Origin of the sequence: Janthinobacterium breve (assembly GCF_051380895.1) — a bacterium.
Lineage (GTDB): Bacteria > Pseudomonadota > Gammaproteobacteria > Burkholderiales > Burkholderiaceae_D > Janthinobacterium.
Window position 1 is genome coordinate 180,903 of record NZ_JBNYXY010000004.1, and the last position, 17,797, is coordinate 198,699.

8 protein-coding genes and 1 riboswitch are annotated in these 17,797 nt (G+C 63.6%); of the genes, 4 read left to right on the plus strand and 4 right to left on the minus strand.

Annotated elements, in window-relative coordinates:
- Positions 1 to 10: 10 nt before the first annotated feature.
- Positions 11 to 523 (plus strand): thioredoxin family protein, encoded by a 513-nt coding sequence (locus tag ACQ4W0_RS08835; RefSeq protein ID WP_436576415.1) that lies wholly within the window; start codon positions 11 to 13, stop codon positions 521 to 523.
- A gap of 6 nt (positions 524 to 529) precedes the next feature.
- Here the strand turns inward: ACQ4W0_RS08835 and ACQ4W0_RS08840 are convergent, their stop codons facing one another.
- Complete coding sequence (locus tag ACQ4W0_RS08840) at positions 530 to 2,284, minus strand: methyl-accepting chemotaxis protein (RefSeq protein WP_436576416.1); 1,755 nt, start codon at positions 2,282 to 2,284, stop codon at positions 530 to 532.
- Between the two features lie 27 nt (positions 2,285 to 2,311).
- The gene (locus ACQ4W0_RS08845) at positions 2,312 to 2,809 is read right to left on the minus strand and encodes an Lrp/AsnC family transcriptional regulator (protein ID WP_034783259.1); all 498 of its coding nucleotides are present in this window, start codon (positions 2,807 to 2,809) and stop codon (positions 2,312 to 2,314) included.
- A gap of 168 nt (positions 2,810 to 2,977) precedes the next feature.
- Between ACQ4W0_RS08845 and ACQ4W0_RS08850 the strand changes: the two genes are divergently transcribed.
- Together ACQ4W0_RS08850 and ACQ4W0_RS08855 are read left to right on the plus strand one after the other, a co-directional pair.
- Complete coding sequence (locus ACQ4W0_RS08850; RefSeq protein ID WP_436576417.1) at positions 2,978 to 5,026, plus strand: aminotransferase class V-fold PLP-dependent enzyme; 2,049 nt, start codon at positions 2,978 to 2,980, stop codon at positions 5,024 to 5,026.
- 404 nt (positions 5,027 to 5,430) lie between these two features.
- Positions 5,431 to 14,058: a glycoside hydrolase family 94 protein gene (locus tag ACQ4W0_RS08855; RefSeq protein ID WP_436576639.1), complete on the plus strand. Its 8,628-nt coding sequence runs from the start codon at positions 5,431 to 5,433 to the stop codon at positions 14,056 to 14,058.
- Here ACQ4W0_RS08855 and ACQ4W0_RS08860 read toward each other — a convergent pair.
- On the minus strand, positions 14,055 to 14,258 hold the full coding sequence (locus tag ACQ4W0_RS08860; RefSeq protein WP_436576418.1) for a hypothetical protein: 204 nt from the start codon (positions 14,256 to 14,258) through the stop codon (positions 14,055 to 14,057). The two genes, ACQ4W0_RS08855 and ACQ4W0_RS08860, sit on opposite strands and share 4 nt — an antisense overlap.
- Positions 14,259 to 14,370: 112 nt before the next feature.
- Positions 14,371 to 14,946, minus strand: a complete 576-nt coding sequence (locus ACQ4W0_RS08865; RefSeq protein WP_436576419.1) for a TMEM165/GDT1 family protein — start codon at positions 14,944 to 14,946, stop codon at positions 14,371 to 14,373.
- Positions 14,947 to 14,967: 21 nt separating this feature from the next.
- A riboswitch (yybP-ykoY riboswitch) is annotated at positions 14,968 to 15,137 on the minus strand.
- A gap of 145 nt (positions 15,138 to 15,282) precedes the next feature.
- Between ACQ4W0_RS08865 and ACQ4W0_RS08870 the strand changes: the two genes are divergently transcribed.
- On the plus strand, positions 15,283 to 17,691 hold the full coding sequence (locus ACQ4W0_RS08870; protein WP_436576420.1) for a M1 family aminopeptidase: 2,409 nt from the start codon (positions 15,283 to 15,285) through the stop codon (positions 17,689 to 17,691).
- Positions 17,692 to 17,797: the final 106 nt, after the last annotated feature.

Below are 17,797 nucleotides of genomic sequence, written 5' to 3' on the forward strand. Positions count from 1 at the left end.
GGAGCCCTGCATGCGCCTTTCCCTTTGCGTTTCCCTTTTCCTTGCCAGCCTGCTGCTTGCCGGCACCGCCGTTGCCGCCGCCCCGACACCGGCCAACCCTGTCGCCACGCCGCACTTGCCGTACAACGCGGCAGCCGACGCCAAGGCCGACGTGGCCCGCGCGCTGGCCGAGGCCAAGGCGGCCCACGTTCCTGTCTTGCTGATCTTTGGCGCCAACTGGTGCGAGGATTGCCGTGCGCTCGACAAGGCATTGAAGGAAGGCAAGAACGCCGAGTTGATGCAACAGCAGTTCAAGGTCGTCAAGGTCGACGTGGGTAACTTCGACCATAACCTGGACGTGGCGCAAACCTATGGCAATCCGCTCAAAAAAGGCATCCCGGCTGCCGTGCTCGTATCGAGCGACAACAACCAGGTGCTGTACGCCACCAAGGGCGGCGAACTGGCGAATGCACGCCGCATGAGCGAGAGCGGCATTTATGATTTCTTCAAGCAAGCGGCGAGCGTGAAAGCGCCGGCGCTTTAATCGCCTTTAAAACTCTTCCCACGCACCGCTGGCCGGCGCTTTCGGGCGCGCGGCGGGGACCGCTGCATTGGTCAGCGCCGGGCGGGACGCCTTGGCCAGCGCTGGCTTGCGGGCCGGTTGCTGCGGCGCCGCATGCCCCGTTTCTTCCAGCTTGAAGACGCTGACCACCTGTGCCAGCCTGCCAGCCTGATCTTGCAAGGATTGGGCTGCTGCTGCCGCCTCTTCCACCAGGGCCGCATTTTGCTGGGTCGCGTCATCCATCTGCGTGACGGTGGCATTGACTTGCGCGATGCCCTGGCTTTGCTCCTGGCTGGCTGAAGCGATTTCTCCCATCAGGTCGGCGACCCTCTGGACCGACACGACGATGTCTTGCATGGTGGCGCCGGCGGAGTCGACCAGCTTGCTGCCTGCTTCCACCTTGCTGCCCGAGTCGACGATCAAGTCCTTGATTTCCCGGGCCGCCGCTGCCGAGCGTTGCGCCAGGTTGCGCACTTCTGTCGCCACCACGGCAAAGCCGCGGCCCTGCTCTCCCGCGCGCGCCGCCTCGACTGCCGCGTTCAGGGCGAGGATATTGGTTTGAAAGGCAATGCCGTCGATCACGCCGATAATGTCGGCGATCTTGCGCGAACTTTCTGTAATCGCGCCCATCGTCTGCACCACCTGGCCCACCACCTCACCCCCCTTAACGGCGTGGCTCGAGGCCGATACCACCAGCTGGTTCGCCTGGCGCGCATTGTCCGCGTTCTGTTTTACGGTCGACGTCAGTTCTTCCATTGCCGCCGCTGTCTCTTCCAGGCTCGATGTCTGGGTTTCCGTGCGCGCCGACAGGTCAAGGTTACCCGAGGCGATCTGGCTCGATGCGCTCGCAATAGCCCCGGTACTGTCGCGAACTTCGCGTATCGTTACGTTCAGCGATGCGACGAAGCGGTTGAAGGCGGCGGCCAGCGCACCGACCAGGCCGGCGATCAAGGCGGCGATCAGGGCCGAACGCGTGACATTGCCCAGCACTTCCGTCTCCGGCACTTCAGCCATCACATACAGCTTGAGTTCCGGTACGAAGGAGGCGGCGACGAACTGGCGTCCCGCAGGCGCATCGTAGATGGCGTACGCGTATTTCTTGCCCGTCAGCAGGCTCTTGCTTAGGGTATCGCTAAAGCCGGGCAACTCCTTGAGTTGATGCTTGCCGTCGGCCAGGGCCGGGTCGCGGTGGATCAGGAAGCTGCCGTCGGCGCGCACCAGGTAGACATGGCCGGTCTGGCCGATCTTGTAGCTGCGGATGGTGTCGGCCATGGCATCGACGCTCAAGCCCATGCCTGCAATGACGGCCTTGCCACCGGCCGTCTGGCCCCGCGCATTCAGAAACAGCATGAAACTGCCCGAGGCTGGATCGCGGTCCAGGTTGATCGTGTGCTGTTTGTTTTCGTCGAGCATGCTGAAGAACCAATGATCGGATGGCTGTTGCTTGTCCAGTGTGCGGATCAGGCCAGCATCGGTCATGTACCTGGACGCAGTTTGCGAACTCCAGCTGACGACGGCCGCCTTGTTTTTTTCCTTGAGCTTTTTGGTGTAGCGCTGGAACGTGGCTAGGCCGTTTTCCGTCAGGCTTGCGTCTTCCCAGTCTTGCAGAAAGATATCATTGGCCATCGTTTGCACCACCGACAGCGGTTGGTTGATCTGGCGCAGCACATCGTTGCGGATTTCGCCTACCTGGGCTGGCAGTTCCTGGCCGACGACGCGCTCGCGCACATAATCGCTGCTCATGCGCATCCGTGCCGGGTGAAAAAATGTTCAGGCAGGCAAGCCGTGGGCGATCAATTCCAGCGGCAATTCCGTGCTGCACTTGATTTGCTCCATGGAAAAGGCGGACGACACGCCTGTCAGTTGTACGGCCTTGATGAGCTTTTTATAAAAGGTATCGTAACCCTTGATGTCGGTGGTGACGACTTTCAGCAGGTAGTCGATGTCGCCGCTCATACGGTGAAATTCCTGTACCTCGGGCAAGACAATGACGGCGGCGGCAAAGCGGCGCAGCCATTTTTCATCGTGCTGTCCCGTGCGCACGCTGACGAATACGGTCACGGGCAAGCCTACTTTTTGCCGGTTGACGATGGCCACGCGACTCTCGATATAGCCCTCTTCTTCCAAGCGCTTGACGCGTTTCCAGCAGGGCGTGCTGGACAAGCCGATCTTCTCGCTGAGGGCGGCGATCGACAGGGTGCCATCCTGCTGTAGGGCGGCGAGGATGGCACAGTCGAATTTATCGAGCGATGTGTTTGGTGAATTCATTTTTCTATTTTCTATTTTGTAGCATGCATATGCTACATATTAACTCGTTTGCAGTGTCTTTTGGCATATCTTCACGGCAGCGTGCCAGTAGACTATCCATACGTTCCAGACGCCTGCGCTGTGCCTTTTTTAGCTGCACCCTTTTTATAGAATACTCAGACGGCCATCATGAAAGAAATCTACCTCGACAGCAATGCCACCACTTGCGTGCTGCCCGCCGCCGTTGCCGCCGCCCGGCAAGCGATGGAGCAGGGCTATGGCAATCCCAGCAGCACTCACGCCACGGGATTGCAGGCCAAGGCCATGATGGATGGCGTACGCCAGCGCGCCAGCCGCTTGCTGGGCGTGGGCGATGGCCGCTTGATGTTCAATAGCGGCGCTACCGAAGGCATCCAGACGGCCGTGCTGTCGGCCTTGTGCGCGCTGCGCGAGCGGCGCGCGCAAGGCAAGCACATCGGCAGTTTGCTGCTGTATGGCGCGACCGAGCACAAGGCCGTGCCGGAAAGCCTGGCGCACTGGAACCGCCTGCTGGGCCTGAACCTGGAAGTGCGCAAGCTGCCCGTCGATGCGCAGGGGCGCCACGATCTGCAGGCACTCGGTGCGCTGATCGGCGAGGCGGCCATGCTGTGCACGATGGCGGCCAACAATGAAACGGGCGTCATCAGCGATTTGTCCGCCATCGCGCAGCTGCTGCAGGAACGCGGTGCAGACGCCTACTGGATGGTCGATTGCGTGCAGGCGCTGGGCAAGCTGAAACTGAATCTGGCCGCCACGCGCATCGATTACGCGCCGTTTTCCGGCCACAAGCTGTATGCGCCCAAGGGCATCGGCATGCTGTACGTGCGCGCCGGCGTGCCCTTTACACCGTTGATGATGGGCGGCGGCCAGGAAGCGGGCCTGCGCTCGGGTACGGAGAACATGGCCGGCATCGCCGCCCTGGGCGCCGTGCTGGCCGCGCTGGACGATGGCAAGACCTTCCGCAGCCACGCCGACCTGGCCGCTTTCCGCGAGCAGCTGGTGGCCAGCCTGGAACGCGCTTTCCCCGGCATCGTCTTCAATATGCCGTTCGACTTGTCGCTACCGACCACGCTCAATTTTTCCGTGCCCGGCCTGTCCTCGAAAGAGCTGCTGGACCTGTTCGATGCGGCGCGCGTGCGCGTCAGCTCTGGCAGCGCCTGTTCCGCCGCCAAGGCCCTGCCCAGCTATGTGCTGGAAGCCATGCACGTGCCGCAATGGCGTGCCAGCTCGGCCATCCGTCTGTCGTTCGGCCCCCTGATTGACGCAGCGACGATAGACGCCGCCTGCGCGCGCATCGAGCGTTGCGGCGAGGCCTTGCGCAGCAGCTGTTTGCTGCCGTCGGCGCTGGCGCCATCGCCGCAGGACGGCGCGCAGGACGGCATAATTCAGCTGAGCGTGGATGACCAGTGCACCTGGCTGCTCAGCGACGCTGCCAGCGCCAGTTGTGTCGTCATCGATCCTGTCGCCGCGCTGGTGCCGCGCCTGGCCGCCTTCATCCGCTGCCAGCACCTGGCCTTGCGCGCCATCGTGCACACGGCAGCGCCCGCCGACCATGGCGCGGCGCGCCTGGCGTTGCTGCAGGAACTCGCTATCGAACAGGTGGGTCGCATCGATATCGACGGTGAGCTGGAGCTGGGCCAGCAGCGCCTGCGCCGGATCGAGTGCGGCCAAGATCATGCCACCCATGTGTACCTGCTGGGGCAGCGCTTCGCCTTCATCGGCACCCTGGCGCCCGGGGCGCTGACGCCCTTGCTGGATGCGGCGCTGGTGACGCAAGATACCGTGCTGTGCGGCGCATGCGACGACGGCAGCATCTGCAGCACCGTGCGCACGGTGCAGGACGGCCTCGTGCCGACCGCCGAACTGCAGCTCGATGCGGCCGGCCTGCCCGCCTTCCTGCGCCAGCATCCCGACGCCATCCTCGTCGACGTGCGCGAAGCGTATGAACACGCGGCCTGCGCCGGCACGGTGTTCGAGGGCTGCGCCGTGCACAGCGTACCGCTGAGCCGCCTGGCAGGACAGGTGGCCGCATGGCTGCAGCAGCCACAGCGCCCCCTGGTCTTTTTCTGCCGCAGCGGCAACCGCAGCGCGCGTGCCGCCGCCTGTCTGCGCCGCCTGGGCCATGCTGCTGCATGGCAACTCAATGGCGGCATGGCGATGGCGGAAGCGACGCGTCACCCGCTGGCCATCGCGGCTTGACGGGGCTGAAGTTTCTCCTCTGGAATGTTGCACCGTGCCATCATTGGCACGGTGTTTCAGTTCATTTTCTCCCCTTCATTTCCTCTAGACATTTTTCTACTCTGAACGGGCTGATTTCTTTGCCTGCACGTCCCTAAAACCTCGGGTATGTACGCTAGCGCACGGTCTTGCGCACAGCGCGCACCTACGATGAAGTTCAGAAAATCTCCCTATACCCTGAGATTCGTCGCAACGCTCCGGCGCTTCGCTTTCCGTCTTCGCCAGTGTCCGATCGTGTTCTTCCAGACTGGGCTGGCGTGACGGTGGCCGCCGGCTGCCTGCGCGCACCTAGCGAGGCCAAGTTGAAAGAGTACACCGCAGTAGTCACGCAGCAGGTCAAGGAACAGATTTCCAAATTCAAGGAAATCTTCCGCGACCATCCCCTTGCACCGGACAGTTTCGACGCTGCGCGCGACGATGCCTTGCCCCTGCGCTCCGAGTTATTCAGCGCCATGCAGATGGCCGCCCACGGCAAGCATGTGGCCGCCGGCCATGCGGTGGGACGGCATCATGGCCGCGACCGCTTGTTGGCGCGCCTGGCCGACAATGCGGCGCTGATCACGGCCACCGTCAACGAACTGACGGCCACCGTCAAGAGCGGGCGTCAGGTCACGCCCGCCTCGGAGTGGCTGCTGGATAATTTTTACCTGATCGAAGAGCAGATCCGCACCACGCGGCGCCACTTGCCGAAGAACTACAGCAAGGAGCTGCCACGGCTGACGTCGGGCGTGGACGCGGGCTGTCCGCGCGTGTATAAAATTGCGCTGGAAATCATCTCGCATGGCGATGGCCGGGTCGACCTGGAAAACCTGTGTCATTTCATCGAGGCCTACCAGGATGTCGCCACCCTGACCCTGGGCGAATTGTGGGCCGTGCCCATCATGCTGCGCCTGGCCCTGATCGAAAACCTGCGCCGCGTGGCCGTGCGCGTGGCCGATGACCGCATGCAGCGTGACCTGGCCAATACATGGGCCGACCAGATGACGGACATCGCCGAGCGCAATCCCAGCGGCTTGATCCTGCTGGTAGCCGACATGGCGCGCTCGAATCCGCCGATGACCAGCGCCTTCGTGGCCGAATTGTCGCGCCGCCTGCAGGGACAAAGTTCGTCGCTGACCCTGGCCCTGTCGTGGCTGACGCACAAGCTGGCCGAATCGGGTCTCACCATCGAGCAGCAGATCCAGTCCGAGATCGGGCAGCAGGCGGCCGACCAGGTGTCGATTGCCAACAGCATCGGCAGCCTGCGTTTTCTGGGCACCATGGATTGGCAGGAATTTGTCGAGACCATGAGCGTCGTCGAGCAGACCTTGCGGCTGGACCCGGCCGGCACCTACGGCTTGATGGATTTCGCCACGCGCGACAGCTATCGCCACGTCATCGAGCGCATCGCACGGCGCAGCGCGCGCAGCGAAGTGGAAGTGGCCGAGATGGTGGTGCAACTGGCGCACACGCACGGCAACGGCAATGATGCGCGCCGTGGCCATATCGGCTTTTACCTGGTGGGGCGCGGCGTGCTGGTGCTGGAAAAGCAGGCCGGCGCGAAGCTGCCCTTCATCGTGGCGCTGCAGCATACGGCGCGCGCCGCGCCGCTGGCCGTCTACCTCGGCGCGATCTGCTTCCTGAGCCTGGCGACGAGCGCGCTGCTGCTCGAGCGCGCCGTGCGCCATGGCGTGCAGGGCTGGCCACTGGTGGCGCTGGGTGCGCTGGCGCTGCTGGGCAGCAGCCAGCTGGCCGTGGCCATGGTGAACTGGCTGGCGACCCTGATGACGTCGCCCCATCCGCTGCCGCGCATGGATTACCAAGCCGGCATTCCGTCGGACGGGCGCGGCATCGTGGTGGTGCCGACCCTGATCTACAGCGAGGAAAACGTGGCAGCCTTGTGCGAGGCGCTGGAAGTGCGCTACCTGGCCAACCGCGATCCGAACCTGCGTTTCTGCCTGCTGACCGACTTTGTCGACGCGGATGCGCAAACGATGCCCGGTGACGCAGCCTTGCTGCGCCAGGCGCAGGACACCATCCGTGGCTTGAACGACAAGTACCGTGTGGAGGGCAGCGAGTTCAAGGAAAACGGCGACCCGGCCGAACGCGAAGAGCTGGGGCATATGGGGCCGTTCCTGCTGTTGCACCGTCCGCGCCTGTGGAATTCGCAGCAGAATGCCTGGATGGGGCAGGAGCGCAAGCGCGGCAAATTGTCCGACCTGCACGCGTTTCTGCGCGGCGGCGCGCGCGACAAATTCTCGCTGGTGGAAGGCGAGTTGCGTGGCCTGCGCACGATCAAATACGTGATCACGCTCGACACCGATACGCAGCTGCCGCGCGACGCGGCGCGCGAATTCATCGCCACCATGATGCACCCGCTGAACCGACCCGTGCTCGACGCAGCCGGCACGCGCGTGGTGGCCGGCTACGGCATCTTGCAGCCGCGCGTGGCCGTGGCGCTGCCCAGCGCGAACGCTTCACGCTACGAGCTGCTGTGTGGCGGCGAACCGGGCATCGATCCCTACACGCGCACCGTCTCGGACCTGTACCAGGACGTGTTTTATGAAGGCTCTTTCATCGGCAAGGGCATCTATGACCTCGACATGTTCGAGCGCGTGCTGGGACAGCGACTGCCCGACAATAAAATCCTCAGCCATGATTTATTGGAAGGCTGCTACCTGCGCGCCGGCTTGCTCAGCGACTCGCAACTGTATGAAGAATACCCCGCCCGTTATGATGCCGACGTCAGCCGCCGCCAGCGCTGGATACGCGGCGACTGGCAGCTGATCGGCTGGTTGCTGGGCCGCGTGCCGGGCCGCGCCGGCAAGCGCGAACGCAATCCCCTGTCGATGCTGTCGCGCTGGAAGCTGTTCGACAACCTGCGCCGCAGCATCGTGGCGCCGGCTACCACCTTGTCGCTGCTGCTGGTGTGGGGCTTTTTGCCGCACGTGGCATTCTGGAGCGCGGCCGTGCTGGCCATCATCTTCCTGCCGCCCGTCTTTTCCGCACTGTACGATCTGTTGCGCAAACCGCGCGACACCCTGTGGCGTCAGCATCTGGCAGCGTTCGAGCGGCGCTGCGGCGTACAGTTTTCGCATGCCATGCTGACCCTCGTCTTCCTGCCCTATGAGGCCTGGATCAGCCTGGACGCCATAGCCCGTACCCTGTGGCGCCTGGGCATGTCGCACAAGCATTTGCTCGACTGGCGTGCCTCGAACCTGCATACGTCTTCCGGCTCGCAGACAGACAGCTGGCGCGCCATGTGGTGCTCGCCAGCGCTGGCACTGGCCACCTTTGCTGCCTTGCTGCACTGGCGCCCGGCAGCGTTGCCGGTTGCCGCCCTGGTGCTGCTGCTATGGCTGGCCGCGCCCGCCATCGCCTGGTGGATCAGCCGCCCCATCGAACGGGCCGTGGCGCGCCTGTCGGCCGAGCAGGGGCGTTTCCTGCATGGCGTGGCGCGCAAGACCTGGGCGTATTTCGATACCTTTGTCGGACCGGACGATCACTGGCTGCCGCCCGATAACATGCAGGAGCATCCGAACCTGGTGGTGGCGCACCGCACCTCGCCGACGAATATCGGCCTGGCGCTGCTGGCCAACCTGACGGCCTACGACTTCGGCTATCTCACCATGGGCCAGCTGATCGAGCGCAGCCGCGCCACCTTGCGCAGCATGGGGGAACTGGAGCGCTTCCAGGGCCATTTCTACAACTGGTACGACACGCAAACGCTCAAGGCGTTGCAGCCCATGTATATCTCGACGGTCGACAGCGGCAACCTGGCCGGCCATCTGCTGACCTTGCAGCCCGGTCTGGTGGAACTGTATGACGCTCCCATCATGGGCCAGCAAATTGTGGACGGCATCCGCACGACGGCGCAGGTACTGCAGGAGTTCATTGCCGCCGAAGGCGAAGGCAAGGAGGTGCGCGCGTCGCTGGCGCTGCTGCAGATGCCGGCCGCGCCAGCCAGCCTGCCCGAATGGCATGCCTACCTGAGTGCAGCGAATGGCGCGGCCGACGCGCTGCTGTCGCTGACCCTGCAAAGCGAGGATGGCGAGCTAGCCATGTGGAGCGGCGCGCTGGCGCGCCAGTGCCGCGCGGCGCTGGCCGAGTTGCTGCAACTGGCGCCGTGGGCGGCGCAGGCAGGCCTCGATGCGGCGTGGCTGCGCGTGCCGACCCTACGCGAACTGGCCGATCTGGAGGTACCGGAAGGTATGCCTTCCGAGCTGGCCGCATGGCTGGTGCAAGGCCGCGAGCAGGCGGGTCGCCACATGCGCGACATCGCCCATGCGGCGGGCCAGGCACGCGACTTCGCGCAGATCGAATACGCGTTTCTGTACAACCCATCCACGAAACTGCTGGCCATCGGCTACAACGTCAGCGAACGGCGCCTGGACCCCAGCTACTACGACTTGCTCGCTTCCGAAGTGCGCCTGGCCAGCTTCATCGCCATCGCCCAGGGCCAGTTGCCGCAGGAGCACTGGTTTGCACTGGGCCGCCAGCTGTGCATGGTGGCCGGGCAGCCCGTGCTGCTGTCGTGGAGCGGCTCGATGTTCGAGTACCTGATGCCTCTGCTGGTGATGCCGAATTATCCCAACACCCTGCTCGACCAGACGTATCACTCCGTCATCGAGGCGCAGATCGACTATGGCCGCCAGCGCGATGTACCGTGGGGGATTTCCGAGTCCGGCTACAACACGGTCGATGCCAGCCTGAATTACCAGTATCGCGCCTTTGGCGTGCCGGGGCTGGGCCTGAAGCGGGGCCTGGCCGACGATCTGGTGGTGGCGCCGTACGCCAGCATGATGGGCCTGATGGTGCAGCCGGAAGCGTCGTGCCAGAACCTGCAGCGCATGCAGGCGGCCGGCTACATGGGCCGCTACGGGTTTTTTGAGGCCATCGACTTCACCACGGCGCGCCTGCCGCGCGGGCAGGGCAGCGCCGTCATCCGCTCGTTCATGGTGCACCACCAGGGCATGGGCTTCCTGGCTCTCAGCTACCTGCTGCATGACCGCCCCATGCAGCGCCGCTTCGAGTCCGATCCGCTGCTGCAATCGGCCTTGCTGGTGCTGCAGGAACGTACGCCGCAGGCAGGTGCGTTTTACTCGAACACGGCCGAATTGGCAGTGCTGCGCAGCGGCGCGCCCGAACAGGCCATGCCGACGCGCATCCTCACGCAGGCCAACAGCGCCGTGCCCGAAACGCAGCTGCTGTCGAATGGCCGCTACCACGTCATGGTGAGCAATGCGGGCGGCAGCTACAGTCGCTGGAAAGACCTGTCCGTGACGCGCTGGCGCGAAGACTGCACGCGCGACAACTGGGGCAACTTCTGCTACCTGCGCGACCTCGACGACGGTGCCGTCTGGTCCACCACGTATCAGCCGACTTTGGCCGAACCGAAGAAATACGAGGTGATCTTTTCCGAGGGGCGCGCGGAATTTCGCCGTGCCGACCATGGCCTGGACCTGTACACGGAAATCGTCGTCTCGCCCGAGGACGACATCGAAATCCGGCGCACGCGCATCAGCAATAATTCGAACCGCCAGCGGCGCATCGAGATCACCAGCTTTGCCGAAGTGGTGATGGCGCCGGCGGCGGCTGACGCGGCGCATCCCGCGTTCAGCAAGCTGTTCGTGCAGACGGAAATCCTGGCGCATGAAAATGCGATTTTGTGCACGCGCCGGCCCCGCTCGAAGGAAGAGCAGATGCCGTGGCTGCTGCATGTGATGACCGTGCACGATATCGAGCACTATGCCGTGTCGTTCGAGACGGACCGCGCCCGTTTCATCGGCCGCGGCAACACGGCGCAGCTGCCGCAGGCGCTGCAGGAGAGTGGTCCGCTCGGTGGTGGCCACGGTTCCGTGCTCGACCCCATCGTGGCCATCCGCTACGTCATCACGCTCGAACCCGACCAGGCCGTGACGGTCGACAGCGTGACCGGCATGGTGGAGCAGCGCGAGGCGGCGCTGCACCTAATCGACAAATACCAGGACCGCCACCTGGCCGACCGCGTCTTCGAACTGGCCTGGACGCACAGCCAGGTGGTGCTGCGCCAGTTGAATGCCAGCGAAGCCGATGCGCAGCTGTATGCGCGCCTGGCCAATGCCGTGATCTATCCGAATGCGGCCTTGCGCGCCGAAGCCGGTATCCTGATCAAGAACCAGCGCGGCCAGTCCGGCCTGTGGGCGTATGCCATCTCGGGCGACCTGCCCATCGTGCTGCTGCAGATACGTGACGCGGCCAATATCGAACTGGCGCGCCAGATGGTGCAGGCGCATGCCTACTGGCGCCTGAAAGGGCTGGTGGTGGACCTGGTGATCTGGTACGAGGAACAATCTGGCTACCGCCAGCTGCTGCACGACCAGATCATGGGCCTGATCGCCTCGGGCATTGATGCGCAGGCGATCGACCGCCCGGGCGGCATCTTCGTGCGCCTGGCCGAGCAGATTGCCAATGAAGACCGCATCTTGCTGCAATCGGTGGCGCGCGCCATCATCAGCGACTTGCGCGGAACCTTGGCCGAGCAGGTCAAGCGCCCGCCCAGCCCCGTGCTGCGCATGCCGCCGCTGCTGCAGGACCCTGCCCGCGAACATGGCGGCGTGCCGCACTTGGCCCCAAAGCGCGCGTTGATCCTGGAAAATGGCCTGGGCGGCTTTACGCCCGACGGGCGCGAATACGTGATCACCACGGGCGAAGGCCAACAGACGCCGGCGCCATGGTCGAACGTACTGGCCAATGCGCAATTCGGCACGGTGGTGTCCGAAGGAGGTCAGGCGTATACCTGGAGCGAGAATGCGCATGAATTCCGTCTCACGCCATGGCAGAACGACCCCGTATCCGACTTGTCCGGCGAAGCGTTTTACGTGCGCGACGAGCAGAGTGGCCAGTTCTGGTCGCCGTCGGCCCTGCCGGCGCGCGGCAGCGGCGACTACGTGACGCGCCACGGCTTTGGCTACAGCATTTTTGAACACAGCGAGGGTGGCATCGCCACGGAACTGTGCACCTATGTGGCGCTGGATGCGGCTGTCAAATATTCCGTGATCAAGGTACGCAACGACAGCGGCGTGCCGCGCCGCCTGTCCGTCACGGGCTACGTGGAATGGGTGCTGGCCGACCTGCGCGCCAAGTCCGGCATGCACGTGGCGACCGAAGTCGACACGATCAGCGGCGCGCTGTTTGCGCGCAATAACTACAACACGGAGTTTTCGGGCCGGGTCGGCTTTTTCAACACCGACGCCAGCATCCGCTCCATCACCTGCGACCGCAATGAATTCATCGGCCGCAACGGCAGCCTGGCACGACCGGCCGCCTTGCGCCGCGTGCGCCTGTCCGGCAAGGCGGGCACGGGGCTGGACCCGTGCGCAGCGATCCAGGTGCCGTTTGAACTGCAGCCGGGGCAGGAGCGCGAAATCGTCTTCCTCCTCGGCGTGGGCGGGCGCCGCAATGCCGATGCCAGCACCATGGTGCAGCGCCATGCGGGCAAGGATGCGGCCCGCATGGCGCTCGACGCGGTACGCGCACACTGGGAAAGTACCTTGGGCGCCGTGCGCATCGAAACACCCGACCCTTCGCTGGACGTGATCGCCAATGGCTGGCTGATGTACCAGACCATCGCCTGCCGTTTGTGGGCGCGCAGCGGCTATTACCAGTCGGGCGGCGCGTATGGTTTTCGCGACCAGCTGCAAGATGCGATGGCCATGATCCACACGGCGCCGCAACTGTTGCGCGGCCATTTGCTGCTGTGCGCGGCGCACCAGTTTGTCGAAGGCGACGTACAGCACTGGTGGCATCCGCCGTCGGACCGGGGCGTGCGCACGCATTGCTCCGACGATTACCTGTGGCTGCCGCTGGCCGCTTGCCGTTATGTGATCGCCACGGGCGACGTCAACGTGCTGTCCGAAGTGGCGCCCTTTATTGAAGGGCGCGCCGTCAAGCCGGAGGAAGATTCGTATTACGACCTGCCCGTGCGTTCGGGCGAGTCGGCCGACCTGTACGAGCACTGCGTGCGCGCCATCCGCCATGGCTTGCGCCTGGGCGTGCATGGCTTGCCCCTGATGGGCTCCTGCGACTGGAACGACGGCATGGACAAGGTGGGCGAGCACGGCAAGGGCGAGAGCGTGTGGCTGGCCTTCTTCCTGTACGAAGTGCTGCAGCGCTTCGCCGACGTGGCCGTGCTGCGCGGCGATGCGGCTTTCGCCCAGTTCTGCCGCGACGAAGCCGTCAAGCTGGCGGCCAACGTCGAGGAGCATGCCTGGGATGGCGAGTGGTACCGGCGCGCCTACTTTGACGATGGCACGCCATTGGGATCGCATACGAACGAGGAATGCCAGATCGATTCGATTTCGCAAAGCTGGGGCGTGCTGTCGGGTGCGGCCAACAAGGAGCGCGTGGCCGGCGCCATGCGCCAGGTCGATGCGCGCCTGGTGCGCCGTGACTCTGGCGTGATCCAGCTGCTCGATCCGCCGTTCGACAAATCCGATCTCAATCCCGGCTATATCCGCGGTTATGTGCCGGGCGTGCGCGAGAACGGCGGTCAGTACACGCATGCGGCCATCTGGACGGCGATGGCGTTTGCCCACATGGGCGATGGCGAAAAGGCGTGGGAACTGCTGCGCATGATCAACCCCGTGCGCCATGGCGTCGACGCGCAAGCGGTGGCACGCTACAAGGTGGAACCGTATGTGGTGACGGCCGACGTGTATGCGGTGGCGCCGCACGTGGGGCGCGGCGGCTGGAGCTGGTACACGGGATCGTCGGGCTGGCTGTACCGGCTGATCGTCGAATCCCTGCTCGGCTTGACGCGCGAAGCGAACATGCTGCGCCTGCTGCCGACCATGCCGGCCGAATGGGACCGCTTCAAGCTGCATTATCGCTTCGGTGCCAGCAGCTATGCCATCACGGTGGAAAAGGCACAGGGGCGGCCTGCAGGACTGTCGCTCGATGGCGTAGCGCAGGATGGCAACAGCATCGCCCTGCGTGACGAGGGCCGCGAGTACGCGGTGCTACTGTTGCTTTAATCTTGCCACGTGTCGTGTTCGGGCCGGCGCCGTCCCAGCAGCAGAATCAGGCCGGCGCCCAGCAGCAACAGGTCGCGTGTGCGTACTTCGGGCTCGGATTGCGTTGCCGTCTGGTGGTTCGTGGGTGACGCCGTGGCGGCGGGGAGCAGGCTTGCGCAGGCGGCCAGGCACAGCGCCGCCATCTTTCCATTCAAATACATACATTCCTCAAGAAAGCGCGGTGGCCACCAGGTAGCACCGCGCCGGTGTTCATGTCGGCGACATTGTAGTTATGGACATGAATATTGTAAATGAGAAATTATTTTCGCTACATCAGAAACCCAGGGCTGCGCCCGCGCCCAGCAGGGTTGCCACGCCCAGTACGGCAAAGATCAGCGCCGCGATGCCGTGCACCAGGCGCAGCGACACGCGGTTGGCGATCTTGTCACCCAGGTACACGGCCGGCACGTTGGCCAGCATCATGCCGAAGGTGGTGCCCAGCACGACGGAAACAATGTCGTGGTAGCGCGCCGCCAGCGCCACGGTCGCCACCTGCGTCTTGTCGCCCATTTCCGCCATGAAGAAGGCGATCAGGGTGGTCAGGAAGACGCCATACTTGGCCAGCTTCGTTTCGTCTTCATCGAGCTTGTCGGGAATCAGGGTCCAGGCGGCCATCGCCAGGAATGACACGCCCAGTACCCAGCGCAGCACGTCAGGTCCCAGCATGCTGGTGATCCAGGCGCCGACGGCGGCGGCAAATGCGTGGTTGGCGATGGTGGCGACGAAAATCGCCAGCACGATGGGCAAGGGCTTGCGGAATTTGGCAGCCAGCAGAAAGGCCAGGAGTTGGGTTTTGTCGCCGATTTCAGCGAGACCGACGATGCCGGTGGAGATGAGGAATGCTTCCATGAGATTGCAAGAGGTACGCGGGCCGGACGAATTAACCAATGATCCATGGGCGACTCCGGCCCATGCGGCCGCCCTGGATCAATGGTCTCGTCAAGTTCTGCAACCACCTGCACCATGGCCTGCGGGCCAATTATGTTGATACAGGTTCCCGCGGCGGGACCGCGGGACGACTACTCCCCAATGTTCGAGGCGCATCATACGCCAATGCCTGCGTCCGCGCCAGTGCCGCCGGGGCGCCACGCGGCCTTGTGTGTGGGACTTCCACAACAATGAGCGATTTGCAAACAGACTCGACTTAGAATGCAGTCTGTCCACGACTCCCAGATGGAATGCGCCATGCCGGTCCTCGTCCGCTTGCTTGCCTTGTGCCTCACCTTGTTTGCTCCTTTGCCCGGCCTCTGCGCCGCCGCGCCCTTCGACGACAAGTTCCGCCAGCTCGAAGAATTGCTGCCCACGCCCAACGTCTACCGCACCGCCTCCGGCGCGCCGGGCCACGCCTATTGGCAGCAGCGCGCCGACTACGTGATCCGCGCCACCTTGGACGAAGCGCGCCGCGAAATCACGGCCAGTGAACAGATCACCTATTACAACCGCTCGCCGGACAGCCTCGCGTATCTGTGGCTGCAGCTGGATCAGAATGGCTTGCGCCAGGATGCCGACCAGCGCCGCGTCCTGAGCGCGCCGTCGCGCCAGGCCTGGCTCAGCGGCACTGAAGAGGAAGCGCTGAAATTCGAGGACTTGCGCGCCATCCATGCGGGCCGCGAATTCGACGGCGGCTTCAAGCTCACCGCCGTGAAAGCGGCCAGCGGCAAGCCGCTGCCGTATGTCGTCAACCAGACCATGCTGCGCATCGATTTGCCGGTGGCGCTGGCGCCCGGCCAGAGCATCAGCTTTGGCATCGACTGGTCGTATCGAATCAATGACCAGAAGGTGCTGGTCGAGCGCTCCGGCTATGAATATTTTGAAGACGACAAGAACACGATTTTCCAGATTGCGCAGTGGTTCCCGCGCATGGCCGCGTATTACGACGCCGTCGGCTGGCAGCACAAGCAGTTCCTCGGCTCCGGTGAATTTACCCTGGAGTTTGGCGACTACGAGCTGTATCTGACGGTGCCGGCCGATCACGTGGTGGCTGCCACGGGCGAACTGCAGAATCCTTCCAGCGTGCTGAGCGCGGCGCAGCGCGAACGCCTGGCGCTGGCGAAAAACAGCAATACGCCGCTGCTGGTGATCACGCCCGCCGAGGCGCTGGCAGCGGAAAAGGGGCGGGCAGCGGGGATGAAAACCTGGCACTTCAAGGCTGCCAATGTGCGCGACGTGGCGTGGGCCTCAAGCCGCAAGTTCATCTGGGACGCGCAGGGTTTGAATAGCGGCGGCAAGCGCGTGATGGCCATGTCGTACTATCCTAACGAGGGCAATCCGCTGTGGCAGCAGTACAGCACGCGCGCCGTCGTGCATGCCATCGAGCAATACAACAAGTACAGTTTCGACTATCCGTATCCGAACGCGATTTCCGTCAATGGCGCCGTGGGCGGCATGGAGTATCCGATGATCTCGTTCAATGGCGGGCGTCCCGTGAAGGACAAGAAGACGGGCGAGCTGACATATTCGAAGACGACGAAGTATGACCTGATCAGCGTGATCATCCATGAAGTGGGCCACAATTATTTTCCCATGATCGTCAACTCGGACGAGCGCCAGTGGACGTGGATGGACGAGGGCCTCAATTCCTTCCTGCAGTACCTGGCCGAGCAGGCGTGGGAAGAGCATTTCCCATCCTGGAATGGCGAGCCGCGCAAAATCGTCGACTACATGCGCAGCCAGAACCAGGTGCCCATCATGACCAATTCCGAGTCTTTGCTGCAGTTCACGGCGAACGCCTACGACAAGCCGGCCACGGCGCTCAACATCCTGCGCGAAACGATACTCGGGCGTGAACTGTTTGACTTCGCCTTCAAGCAATACGCCTTGCGCTGGAAGTTCAAGCGGCCCACGCCGGCCGATTTTTTTCGCACCATGGAAGACGCTTCCGGCACCGACCTGGATTGGTTCTGGCGCGGCTGGTTTTATACCACCGATGCGGTTGATATCAGCATCGACGGCATCAGCGAATATGGCGTGAGCACGAAAAATCCAGAAACGGAAAAGGCGTGGAAGAAGGCGCAGAAGGCCGCGCAGCCCATCTCGATCTCGGACCAGCGCAACAAGGCGCTGCCAAAGAAGGTGGACCTGGACCCCGCGCTGAAGGATTTCTATAACCGGCACGATGAATTCACCGTCACCAACAAGGACCGCAACAGCTATGCGGAAGAGCAGGAAGCGCTGGAGCCGTGGGAGCGGAAACTGCTCGAGCAGCGCAATATGGGCAAGCATCTGTACCTGGTCGATTTTTCGAACATCGGTGGCCTGGTGATGCCGCTGATCCTGGAAATCGAACTGAAAAGCGGCAAGAAGATCATCGAGCGCGTGCCGGCTGAAGTGTGGCGCTACTCGCCGCACAAGATCAGCAAGGTCATCATCACGGATGAGCCTATGGTGGGGCTGGTGCAGGACCCGTACTGGGAGACGGCCGATATCGACACCAGCAACAACGCCTGGCCGCGCAAAATCACGCCATCGCGCCTGGAGCTGTTCAAGCTGGACCGCGACAAGAATAACCTGATGAAGGATTTTAATGCGCCGCTCAAGGCGCCCGAGGCCAAGGTCGAGACCAAGCCCGAAGCCCGGCCAGAGAAGAAACAGTGAAACAGCGCCGGCCAGTCCGGCGCTTTTTTTCTGCCGGCCTGCGCCGGAAGTGCTATTCTGCGCGACGCCTCGGCGCACACGGACCGGGGCTTTCGCAAATCATTCA